The 12,327-nt window shown below is 35.5% G+C and carries 10 protein-coding genes; 5 read left to right on the top strand and 5 right to left on the bottom strand.

Going from position 1 to position 12,327, the window contains the following annotated elements; translation table 11 throughout:
• Positions 1-10 precede the first annotated feature (10 nt).
• Together B0A68_RS10590 and B0A68_RS10585 are read left to right on the top strand one after the other, a co-directional pair.
• Entirely contained in the window at positions 11-916 is a 906-nt protein-coding gene (locus B0A68_RS10590; RefSeq protein WP_035688541.1) for a DUF5018 domain-containing protein, read from the top strand.
• A 2-nt stretch (positions 917-918) separates the two neighbouring features.
• Complete coding sequence (locus tag B0A68_RS10585) at positions 919-1,302, top strand: hypothetical protein (protein ID WP_035688539.1); 384 nt, start codon at positions 919-921, stop codon at positions 1,300-1,302.
• 275 nt (positions 1,303-1,577) lie between these two features.
• On the opposite strand, the gene B0A68_RS10580 is transcribed toward B0A68_RS10585, so the two are convergent.
• Positions 1,578-2,030 carry an Lrp/AsnC family transcriptional regulator gene (locus tag B0A68_RS10580; RefSeq protein ID WP_035688537.1) on the bottom strand — a complete coding sequence of 151 codons (453 nt, stop codon included), beginning with the start codon at positions 2,028-2,030 and terminating at the stop codon, positions 1,578-1,580.
• Between the two features lie 166 nt (positions 2,031-2,196).
• Between B0A68_RS10580 and B0A68_RS10575 the strand changes: the two genes are divergently transcribed.
• Complete coding sequence (locus tag B0A68_RS10575) at positions 2,197-3,189, top strand: bile acid:sodium symporter family protein (RefSeq protein ID WP_035688535.1); 993 nt, start codon at positions 2,197-2,199, stop codon at positions 3,187-3,189.
• Positions 3,190-3,333: 144 nt separating this feature from the next.
• Here B0A68_RS10575 and B0A68_RS10570 read toward each other — a convergent pair whose 3' ends face one another.
• Positions 3,334-4,365 (bottom strand): methionine synthase, encoded by a 1,032-nt coding sequence (locus B0A68_RS10570; RefSeq protein ID WP_035688533.1) that lies wholly within the window; start codon positions 4,363-4,365, stop codon positions 3,334-3,336.
• Positions 4,366-4,397: 32 nt separating this feature from the next.
• The gene (locus B0A68_RS10565) at positions 4,398-5,444 is read right to left on the bottom strand and encodes a DUF1852 domain-containing protein (RefSeq protein ID WP_084679150.1); all 1,047 of its coding nucleotides are present in this window, start codon (positions 5,442-5,444) and stop codon (positions 4,398-4,400) included.
• A gap of 649 nt (positions 5,445-6,093) precedes the next feature.
• Here B0A68_RS10565 and mobC point away from each other — a divergent pair.
• Both mobC and B0A68_RS10555 read left to right on the top strand, forming a co-directional pair.
• Positions 6,094-6,366 (top strand): plasmid mobilization relaxosome protein MobC, encoded by a 273-nt coding sequence (gene mobC, locus B0A68_RS10560; protein ID WP_240475330.1) that lies wholly within the window; start codon positions 6,094-6,096, stop codon positions 6,364-6,366.
• Positions 6,354-7,598, top strand: coding sequence for a relaxase/mobilization nuclease domain-containing protein (locus B0A68_RS10555; RefSeq protein WP_035688531.1), 1,245 nt, complete (start codon positions 6,354-6,356; stop codon positions 7,596-7,598). Before mobC ends, B0A68_RS10555 begins: the two co-directional genes overlap by 13 nt.
• A gap of 482 nt (positions 7,599-8,080) precedes the next feature.
• On the opposite strand, the gene B0A68_RS10545 is transcribed toward B0A68_RS10555, so the two are convergent.
• Both B0A68_RS10545 and B0A68_RS10540 read right to left on the bottom strand, forming a co-directional pair.
• Complete coding sequence (locus tag B0A68_RS10545; protein ID WP_035688529.1) at positions 8,081-8,584, bottom strand: hypothetical protein; 504 nt, start codon at positions 8,582-8,584, stop codon at positions 8,081-8,083.
• Positions 8,585-8,601: 17 nt separating this feature from the next.
• Entirely contained in the window at positions 8,602-12,264 is a 3,663-nt protein-coding gene (locus tag B0A68_RS10540; protein ID WP_051892821.1) for a DUF6443 domain-containing protein, read from the bottom strand.
• Between the last annotated feature and the right edge of the window lie 63 nt (positions 12,265-12,327).

Below are 12,327 nucleotides of genomic sequence, written 5' to 3'. Positions count from 1 at the left end.
TCAATTAAAAATGAGAAATTATATCCATATAATAGTATTACTTTTTATAATAGGAAATACTGTATCTGGCCAATCACCTAACTGGTCAGTAAATGAAAATAAATTTCAATACACAATGTCATTTGAAGGTTTTGCCAATGTTGATGGAAAAAACTTATCAAGCACGAGCGATAAAGTAGCCGCTTTTGTTAACGGAGAATGCCGCGGTATTGCCAATGTAATTTATGTAGCAAGTGAGAAAAAAAATGTAGTTTATTTAACGGTTTTTTCTAATACTGATGGCGAAACAATTAATTTCAAAATCTACGATTCTGCAAATAATGCTGTAAAAGAAGTAACAAAGACAAAAGTATTCGAAAACAATAAACACTATGGAGATCTATTCCAGTCTTATAGTTTTGCAAGCCCTTCATTAAAAACTGATGCCGAAATTGTTGATTTTAGTTTTAAGGATTTAACTACCGCTAAAACTATTTCAGGATCGCAGATCACATTGTATGTTAGTAAAGGAACCAATGTTTCTGCATTAAACGCTCTATTTGAATTAAGTCCCGGAGCCAGATTATTTATAGGAACAGCAAATAAAATTTCAGGAACAAATGCTATAGATTTTAGTAATCCGGTTCAATTTCAGGTACTTTCAGAAGACCAATCTACCATAAAACAGTATACTGTAACGGTTAAATTGGGCAGTGCCGTATTTTATAAAAAAGATGCGGTATGTTATACCGGCGGCGTTATTAAAGTTTTATATGATGAAAATCAAACTCTGGCTACTTTGACAAAAGACAGTGTTAAAATTGCATCACAAAACATTCAGAATGGAGAAACTGTTTTTAACAATTTAGACACAGGAAAATATACTGTTACTGTAGGCAGTATTAGTAAAGAAATAATAATAAATCAAAAACAGTAATAATGAAAATTAAACAATACTATATTTTAATATTAGTTATGATAGTCTCTTTTAGCTGTTCAGATCACGAAGACGACATGACAATTGAATCGAGAAGTATTTCTTTTGTGCATGCTGACGGCTCAAAAATAGCTAAAAACGAATGTATAAGTCCAAATGTGAAATACGGAATAAAGATAGAAACTAATTATGTTGATGTTAATAGGCCTTTTAGAGTTGATTATTCTGTAAACGGAGTTATTTACACAATGACTTTTACAGTTGCGGCTTCTCAAATCAATCCTGTTATTTTGACTAATGGTGAGAATGCTGCACAAATAGTTGGCAGTAATTATAAGGACGTTATAAAGTACATCGATCAGGGAGATTTTGAATTGGTTGAATAATTACTTTCCAATGCAAAAATCTAATTCTTTATCGGTAGTATTAGATGCCTCGTACTAAAAAACGATACGGATTTATTAAAATTAATTAAACAGCTGCAAGTAAGTTCTTGCAGCTGTTTCGGTTTTGATTTTCAGTATTCTGGAGTGGATATCTTTTTTGCGATTAAAAATTATGGCGATTTTTTCAAGATATTTCTACACGCTGCATTTTGTGCCAGAATCGTGGCATATGCAAATTTGGACTTCATACATTTTCTCCTACAATAAACAAAGTTCTATCCGTAGAGATTTTTTATCTCCGACATAACAAAGGTACTTTGGGTGCTCCCTATGCTTTCAACTGATCCCAATTTATTAAACACAAAATCCTGATAATGCTTCATATCTTTGGCATAAACTTTCATCAAAAAATCGTAATCTCCTGAGATATTGTAACATTCCACAATTTCTTCTATTTTCATAATATCACTAACAAACTGATTCCCAATATTACGATCGTGCTGTTTAAGTTTTATATTACAGAAAACGATAAATCCCCTGTTTAGTTTTTCTGCATCCAGCAGGGCTATATATTTCTTAATATAACCGTTGTTTTCCAATCTTTTAATACGCTCAAAAACTGGAGATGCAGAAAGATTTACCATCTTTGCTAGTTCTTTTACTGTGTATTTAGAATTATCGTGAAGTATATTTAATAACTGAAGATCAACATCGTCTATCTGCTCCATAGAATATTTTACTTAAAAAAGGCTGAATTAATTTATAAAAAAGAATTATAATCTTCAAATATAATACAAAACAACACAAAAACCTTATTTTAATTAAATAGAAGATTTAATGACCTGCAAAACTTATTTTTGCCGTATAAAAATCTAAATTAAAATTAAGAGCAAATTGAAGAAGTTATTAAAAGTATTAAGTAAAGCAGGTTTCGACGGTTTCCTGTTAATGATAGGCACCATGATTCTGCTGGCTTATTTTTTGCCGAAGCCAGGTATGATCAAAGAACCTGTTTCGTTAGAGGACATTGCCAATGCAGGCGTGTCGTTTATTTTCTTGTTTTATGGATTGCGACTGAGTGTTGAGAAACTAAAAGCCGGGCTTGCTAACTGGAAAATGCACATTGTCGTGCAATTGACAACCTTTTTGTTTTTTCCGCTCATCGTTTTGGCATTTCGTCCCTTGTTCGTGAACGCCGGCTTCGAGCTGCTTTGGCTGGGTGTATTTTTTCTGGCAGCTTTACCGTCCACAGTTTCCTCTTCCGTAGTCATGGTTTCTATCGCCAAAGGCAACATTCCCGCAGCCATTTTTAACGCGAGCATTTCCAGTTTGATCGGAGTAGTCGTTACACCGCTCTGGGTTGGGTTGTTCATAGCTTCTGCAACAGGCGATTTTGATGTCACTGATATCGTCATAAAGTTGCTTCTTCAAGTTTTGTTGCCTGTCATCATTGGCATCAGCCTCAACTCCCGTTTTGGCGCCATTGCTGAAAAATATAAGAAACAGCTCAAATATTTCGATCAGGCAGTCATCCTTACCATTATTTACACGTCGTTTTGTAAATCATTCTCCCAACATCTTTTCGAAGGCTTCACTGCGCTTGAACTTGCCGGACTCGTCGCTGGGATGATGATCCTGTTTTTTGCAGTATTCCTTTGTGTAGGACTACTCAGCCGTTTGCTTGGTTTTTCAGATGAAGATCGTATTACTGTCTTATTTTGCGGATCTAAAAAGTCATTGGTACACGGTACCGTCATGTCTAAAGTGCTTTTTCAGCACAGTACCATCACAGGCATCGTATTGTTACCGCTCATGCTTTACCACGCCTTGCAATTGATTGCCGCCAGCATCATCGCTCAAAGTATGGCTCGACGAAAAGAAGTGTAATTTTTGTTTATGGGCTGGGCTGGTTTGAAGGAACAATCGCGGACTGGAGTCTCTAGATTTATTTGTTAGTCCGTAGAGTCGTTAAACTCTACGGACAGAGGGATCAAAAAAAGACCCCATTTTCTAATTAATATATTTATTGGACTAAACAGCCAATTCTTGGCGTATAATTTCTGCTCCTGCGCTTAAAGCACTTAACTTACCTCTAGCTACGTTTCGAGATAACGGAGCCATACCACAGTTTGTAGAAGGGTAAAGATTTTCGATATTTACAAACTCCAGCGCTTTACGCAGCGTAGAAGCTACTTCTTCGGGTGTTTCGATAGTGTTGGTTGCCACATCAATTGCACCGACCATTACTTTTTTACCACGAACAAGTTCCATTAAATCAAAAGGTACACGTGAGTTATGACATTCTAATGACACAATATCAATTTTAGAATTTTGAATTTTCGGAAAAATTTCTTCGTATTGACGCCACTCAGAACCCAATGTCTTTTTCCAGTCATTATTGGCTTTTATTCCATAGCCGTAACAAATATGTATAGCAGTTTCGCATTTTAAACCTTCAATAGCTCTTTCCAATACTGCCATTCCCCAATCGTTTACTTCATTAAAGAATACATTAAATGCAGGTTCATCAAACTGAATAATATCTACCCCTGCATCCTGAAGTTCTCTTGCTTCTTCATTGAGCGCTTTTGCAAATTCCCACGCCAATTTTTCTCGGCTTTTGTAATGGTCATCGTATAAAGTATCTACCATTGTCATCGGACCAGGCAGTGCCCATTTTATAGGCTTATTGGTCTGTTTACGTAAAAATTTAGCATCATCAACAAAAACTGATTTTTGACGTGCAACTTCACCTACAACAACAGGAACGCTCGCATCATAACGGTCACGAATTTTTACAATTTTACGATTTTCAAAATCTACACCGCTTAAATGCTCGATAAAAGTCGTTACAAAATGCTGGCGTGTTTGCTCACCATCACTAATTATATCTACCCCTGCTAATTGTTGTTCCTGCAAAGAAATGCGCAAAGCATCTTGTTTCCCTTCAAATAACTGATCGCCTTCTAATTTCCAAGGTGACCAAAGTTTTTCAGGTGGTGCAAGCCAGGCAGGTTTTGGTAAACTTCCAACAATTGAGGTGGGTAATAATAATTTCTTCATAATAAAATAATTTTAATGTGTTGTTGTATCAATTAAAGAGCAAAATTGGCAGACCACTGTTCTAATACACTTTTATGAGGCTTAATGAAATATTCTTCTGCAAATTTACCTTGCTCAATTGCTAACTGGGCACGCTCTTCTCGGTTGTATACAATTTTTGTTAAAGAATGGTCTTGGTTTTTCAAACTAGGCTTATAGCAAACTGCTGCGACAGAATTGGCATTATAAATTTCAGGTCTATAAATTTTTTGAAACGTTTCCATTGTACTAATGGTACTGATTAATTCAAGGTTTGTATAATCAGTCAGCAAGTCGCCAAAGAAATAAAACGTTAAAGGGGCAACGCTGTTAAGCGGCATAAAACAACGAACCTGCAAGCCCATTTTTTTGAAGTATTGCTCTGTTAAAGAAGAATCGTCGGTTTGGTATTCAAAACCTAATATCGGGTGATGATTTCCTGTACGGTGATACGTTTTACTGTCTGATACACTCAAACAGATAACGGGTGGTTTGATAAAGTTTTTTTTGTACGTTTCTGAATTTACAAAATACTTAAACAAATTCCCGTGTAATTCACCAAAATTATCAGGAATGCTAAAGTTGTTTTTATCCTTGTTATGCTCTGAAAGCAATATGCTAAAATCATAATCGCGTACGTAAGAAGAAAAATTATTTCCAACAATGCCTTCAATGCGTTTACCTGTTTTGTGATCGATAATATGCGTTTTTAAAATCTCAATAGATGGGAATGTTTTACCACTGCCATCTATATCTATATAAACAGAAACAATTTCTAATTCAACCGAATAGCGATCGTTATTAGGATTATCCCAGTTCGCCAATGCATTAAAACGATTGTTAATCATATTAATAGTGTTGCGTAAGTTTTCTTGGCGACTCGCTCCTCTTGCCAAATTTGCAAAGTTGGTTGTTGCACGTGTGCTGTTGGACGGAATATAGTTTTCATTGAAATAAATACTCTTTAATGTGAATGCAAAATCATTCTTGATTGTATTATGGGTGTTTTCAATATCTTTCTTTTCGTTTATTCTTAAATCTTCTGGTATATTCGCTTTCATTTGATGATGGTGTTTAGTTTTTTTACCTTACAAATTTCAAAATAAAAGATTAATAATTTTAATTAAAATCAAAAATCAGACAAATATTCCTTTTTACTTATTTTTTAAAGATAATTAATCTTTTTACAGATATAATATTTAAAAAAACAGATAATTATTCTTTAGAGAACTTTGATTTGATTGATTTGGAATTGTATAGAGTTCTTCAAAAAGATGTGAAGTTGATACCTTTTTGCGACTAAAAGTTATAGCGTTAATTTTTTAAAACTTTTCATTAAAAAGGATTGAAATATTTTTTACATATTGTAGAAATATTATGAATTTTTGCAATTCAGCACATAAGAATTATAACACTCATTTTAAACGAATTAAAGCAAAAATTACCTGAACCATTTTTAGAAAATTGGTAGTTTGAGTTTTATGGCAACATTGGGTGCAAAAATAAAAATGAAGGAAATACGGGGGGTCCGGGACTTAAGGTTCGAATCCTGCTCTCCCCACGGAAAGGCCTAAAAGGCGGAAAACTTAAAGTTTTCATTCTTTTTAAAAAGCCACAAAAAATGTCTGAAGACCTGCAAATTCAACGATTTGCAGGTTTTTTTTATTTTAGGCCTTCAGAGCAAGCACCTGCCGAAAATTAAGTGACCACATCAGAAGACACTTATTCAACAAACCAATTGTAGCCACTTACAGAAACCAGTCCTTAGACGAACTGATGGAAGAGACAGCTGTGCTTACTTCCGAATTAAGGGCGATAGGCAATAATATCAACCAAATTGCCAGAAAGATAAACACGCTCAAAACTGTTCCCGATTTTAAAGGGCATCTTTATCTATTCGAAATCCAGAGAAAAAGACTTTTTGATAAAATGGAAGAGGTTTCAGGCCACACCCAGAAAATTGCAGAAAAATGGTTGCAGTGATAAAAACAAGCTCTTCCATAAGAGGCATTCTGAATTACAACGAAAATAAAGTTGAGATCGGAAAAGCGGAATGCATCAGTGCTGTGAATTATCCGCTGGAGCTGGAAAAACTGAGTTTCACTTCAAAATTAAACCGCTTCCTAAAACTGGCAGAACTCAATACCAATGTGAAACGAAACACAGTGCATATCTCGCTCAACTTTGATCCCTCGGAGAATCATTCGAAAGAAAAACTGGCTAAAATTGCAGACACCTATATGGAAAAACTGGGATTTGGCAGACAGCCTTATCTGGTGTATCAGCATTATGATGCAGGGCATCCGCACTGCCATATCGTGACAAACAACATTCAGAGAGACGGAAAAAGAATCGATCTGCATTTGCTGGGAATCAGAAAATCAGAACCTGCAAGAAAAGAAATTGAAGAAATGTTCGGACTTGTAAAAGCCGAAGGAAGAAAACAGAAAGAACAATTTTCGTTAAATCCGATAGATGTCGGCAGAGTCCAATACGGAAAAGCAGAGTCCAGAAAGGCTATCAATTCAGTTTTAAATCAGGTGTTGTTTGACTATAAATATTCAAGTCTGCCTGAACTCAACGCAGTTTTAAACCTCTACAATGTTCATGCTGACAGAGGAAGCGAGGAATCGAGAGTTTTTAAAAATAATGGACTGCTTTACAAGATACTTGACCAGAATTCAAAACCGATAGGCGTGCCGATAAAAGCCAGCGAATTCTACAGCAGACCCACCTTAAAATTTCTGGAAGGAAAGTTTAAGTCTAATGAGGCAAAGAAAGAATCTTGCAAAAAATATGTGAAAAATGCCGTAAAACTTGCTTTCCTTCGTGAAAGCATATTTTCTCCCGAAAAATTATCCAAAATATTGGAAAGAGAAAGTATTCATATGATACTAAGAAAAAGCAGGGACGGACAGCTTTACGGAATAACTTACGTTGACCATAAAACTAGATCCGTTTTCAACGGAAGCAGTCTGGGAAAAGAATTCAGCGCAAAAGGAATTCAGGAAAGCTGTGCCATAAATATTCTTGCAGTTGAAAGGAAATTTCAAAAGTCCAATTCAACGACTTCAGAAAACTTTCACAATATCGAATCGCAAGAGTATGTAAAAGAAAATCTTGCAGATATACTGCTCCGCGGGGAAAAAGTAAATGAGTATGTTTCGAAACAGTTTAAACAAAAAAAGAAAAAGAAATTTTATAAAGGAATTTAAAATAGTTAAGGGTGCAAAAAAGTGCACCCTTAACTATTTTTTTAATTTTAGGAAGGAAATCTATAATCACATTGCCCACTTTATTTAGCAGCCATTGTCATTATTATTTCTTAATCTTTATATATTGACAATCTAATTTGATTAAATTGGTTATTTCTGTCTCCAAATCTAAATAAATAAGCATTTAATTCGGAAGTTTTCCATTTAACTTCATCTCTGTAAGTCTTGCCATTTTTTACTTTTTCACTTACAATTCTTTTCGATGAATATTGTCCGATTTTTTCGGAGATTCTTTTTTCCAAATTAGTAAAAATTGATTTGAACTTTCTGTTATCGACAGTTGCGGTATCTTTTTTATTCCATTCAAATAATATAAGCTTTACATCTCCGTCTCTTAATCTGATACACTACCCATTACTTTATAAAAATGCCTATTCTGGAACACTACCTCAAAAAGAAATGGTTTCACTTTTTGCACACTATTATTTTTTGTTAATTGAATTAGTGTGCAATAATTTCCCTTTTTTATCAACAACCCAATAGATACTATTATCAATTATAAGGAGTTTTTTTTTATATCCATATAACTCAATGTTCTTCTCTCTTTCCTCAATACTTGGTATACTAATATCTTCATAAGTATTTTTTTTTACTTCAAAAGAAATAATTGGATGACCATTCTTTATTTCTGAATAAAATAAATAATCAGTATCAAAAATCACTGGATAAAACCTATCATTTATAAAGAGTTTTCTATTTGTTATTAAAAAATCATTATCTCTTGAATTTATCAAATGAAATTTTAAAGTTGTATCTGCAAGATGTTCTATATAGAAAACAACATCTTTTTCTGTGGATTTAGAAACTTCTTCGTAAATTGATTTCTCAGCATCAAAACCTATAAAGTACGGAATTATATCTTTTGTATTAATTGATGAACAACCAGTAAATAAAAATAAAAAGCCTAGATTAATTATATTTTTCATAATGTTTAAATTAATAGTTATTTACCAATACCACTCCACCTATTTAATGTATCTAAACCCACATTAAAAGTCCCTTCTCCTGTTCCGCCATAACCTTTAGTTTTCCCTATATTTGTTGTTGCTGTCCCGGCTGGTGTAACTCTACTAATATTAGATTGTCCGCCCACTACTGCATCATAAGCTTCAATTGCATAAATTGTCACACCCGAACTTGCGGCTGTATTCTTGTCCACTGTTGATGTTCCTACTCCATTTTCCATACCACTTTTTTGTGTTTTATTATGTCCATGAGCCTGACCTAAAAGCAAATTTCCACCTACAGTATTGTATTCAGCGTCTTTAGTTGTAATAGTGTTATATGACATAGTGGTTTCTCCGTCAACTCCTGGAGCGCCTCTTACAGCTTTAACTTCTGCTTTATCTCTATCCAAAACAATATAAGTTTGTTGCTCAATTTTACGTGACTGATCTCCCACAGCTTGCAGTTCTTGCTGAATTTGTGTGTCATTAACCGTAACCGTCTTACTTACATCTGAGTTTTGTAATTGAGCAGTTGCTTCTGCTGATTTAGTAGAACCACCATTTGCTTCTTTAATATCGTTAAAATTATTTGCATTAATAATTCTAACATTATTTGTTTCAGCTCCATCCTGTCCTAAGAGTTTTCCTGACCTTTCATCAATATACCAATCAGGAGGAGTAGCATACATACCATCAGGATCAATAAATATAATAGGATTATCATAACAATAAGCATAAGGAGACCATCTTCTACCTTTTTCAGATAAAGGATCAATGTTCATCCAACGTCCTAAAACTGGATCATAATTACGTGCTCCATAGTCATACATGTTAAGCCCCAGCTCATCCTGAAGCTCCTTGCCGTTGTACTTATACTTATTCTCTACACCATTTTTTACATTGTTATAGCCTTCGTGTTTGAGTCCAAAAGCGTAATAGTTGTTTTCTTCCTGAATGACAAGATTTTTATCATAACTCAAGCGGATGTTGCCCAGATGATCCTTATATTGGTATACATATTTATAAGAACTTCCAGAAGGTTCTACATAGCCCTCAGTTGTCGGGAAAAATTTCAATGTCGCATTCTCATACTGGTAACCTCCCAAATAATCTGTTGTTATGACAGGTTTTGCTGTTTCATTAACGATTTTCTGCACCTTCTGCCCTGCTGCATTGTAAATATACTCAATATTCCCACTCGAGGCAAAGGTAATTTTAACCGGCAGGTTTAAGTGATTATAGGCGATAGAGGCAATGTTTTTGTTGTTGTCCTTTATCATGTTACCATTGGCATCATAGCTGTAATCATCCGCCGCATTTGAAGCGCTGTCCAGAAAACCGACTGCCTTGGAAGCTGCCGGGGCATTATCGACCACCATCATAAGCTGATTGCTGTTATTAGTGTTTGCATAACTGTATGTTAAGTCATCAATAAGAGCAAAACTTCCACTATTTACTCCATTACGTTTTAAGCTTAGGATGTTTCCGTTTTTATCATAAATTAATGCCTCATTATAGGTATTGGTCAGGGCATCTGCATTTTTAAACACGGCATCTTTGAGTCGGTTTAAATTGTCGTAACGATACCCATAAGATCTTATAATCCCTGCATCAGAATTGGTTGCCCAATAGGTTTCCGATATGTTTCCGTTGTATAATGGTTTTACATCGGAAATTGCGGAAGTTGGCAGATTATAATTGATCTTAAAAGCAAATAAATCTTTAGGATCGCTACCTTGGGTAAGTGCATTTACATTATTGATGTCTTTCAGCCATCCACGGATATTATATGTGTAATTAATATTTTGAATATTGTTACCTACTTTTTTAGAAATCAACTGACCCAGTTCATCATAGGTATTGTCGGCAATAAGTTCAATTGCACCTCCATTAATCTGATGTGTCTGTGTAAGCAAACGATCCTGAGGCGAGTAGGTAAAAGCATCTTTTGTCATGAGCTCAGCATTCGAGGCTGTCCTTTTATGTCTTGTAATGCTATATTGCAATTGTCCCGAAAAAGCATCCAGTTTGCTGTCTGTATAAGTATAACCACCCAGATAGTTTTGCGTAAAGATGCGAACAGGTCTTGCCTTGGCATCATAAAAAGTGGCAGTAGTTTCTCCCAAGGCAACACCACTTGTGGTTAGTATTCTTGTCCAGGAAGCTGTTGTGAGGCCTTTTGTAGTTGTTAAAATATCCTGTCCTTCTACACTTGTTGGTATTGCAATTGCGGGTGTGCTTGGAAAAGTATAATTATCATAATAGTTAACGGTAAGGAGTTTGAAACTCGTAGGAGCTACGACATTACTGTAATAGGCAGCTATACTGTCAAGACTTCCACTGGTTTGCTTGCCCTCATTAATGACGCTAAGGGCAGGATCGTTCTGGGCAGATTGTAATGCTGTTCTTCCGGCAGTAGTAGCAGCAGTCCCATTCGTCCAGCCGGTATATACCGGACGGCTAAAAGCATCATATTTTGTAATGACCCATCCATCGGATGTGATATCCGAAAAAGGAGAGTTGGCAGGTCCTGTCGCGACAGGCCTGTCGAGCTTATCATAAACGATAAATTCCCATTGCTTGCCCGGTAGTTTTTTCTCTACCAATCGATTACGGTAGTCGTATTTATACTGGTAACATAGATTATCCAGAACACTTTGACTGCTGTTATCTATAACCGCCGAAAAAACACTGCCTGACTGGGCATGGAATCCGTCTTTTAATGTAATGGAATTGGTTGCCCTGAGATTCAAAGTGTTACCTGAGCTAACTACTGCTGTTGATGTGAGATCAGCCTCACTTGCTATTGTACCAATTAAATCAGCTGCCTTGGGCGGAATTACATACGTCAGATTTCCATAAACATCATAGACATAATAAGTATCATGTTTTTCGTTGACAGTTCCGGTTCCAACAGTTCCATAGGTTCTTTTCAGGATAACCTGTCCTTCCTTGTTTTTAAATTCAACTGTTGATCCGTTGGTCTCAGAAGGCACAGGGGCAGTATTCTCATCATAGGTAATGGTTTTATAAAGCTCATTGGCTGCATAGTATCCATTACCGGAAAGTGTTATAGAGTATAATCCCAGATTGGCATTCCAGGTAGTACTGGCCGTAAATAATATCACTTCATTGGCTGTGTTAGCCTGATAGTCCATTTTTATTTCATGCCCTGATCCGGATTTCCAGTCGTTGCCCGGTGCAGCCTGTTTCAAGACGCGATTAAGAGGGGATGCTTCCAGTTCTTTTCGGCTAAAAGGATTTGTTGTAGCCTCCTGTGATGGATTTCCGTTAACGGCAGGATTAGGGTTTGCATAATAAGACAATACATTTGTTTCTGCAAGGGGATCAAAAGCCATATTGGCATTGGAAGATTTAAACGGAAGATATTCCTCAACCTGCCTGCCAAATCCATCGTATTTGATATGGGTAATAATATCATTTCCTGAATTGGATTGCTGAGCTGCAACTTGCTGGATAGGTCTTCCCAGTCCGTCAAAATAGGTAATATTCTGGGTAGCCTGAGAAGCCGAAGGATTACTTATCACAGTTTGGCTGGGAATTTTATACTGCGTTGTCTTTATAAAATTTTCTGTAACAGTTTGGCCCGCCATTAGAAAAGGCGCCAAAACTAAAAATAGATAAATTATTTTTTTCATATAAATCGTTAGCTTACTTTTAATATTGCTTTATAAAAAATGAAATAGTTTTAAACGTTCTTA

This window comes from Flavobacterium reichenbachii (assembly GCF_002217435.1).
In the GTDB taxonomy this organism is placed as follows: Bacteria; Bacteroidota; Bacteroidia; order Flavobacteriales; family Flavobacteriaceae; genus Flavobacterium; species Flavobacterium reichenbachii.
This window is presented reverse-complemented; position numbering and strand designations above follow the sequence as displayed.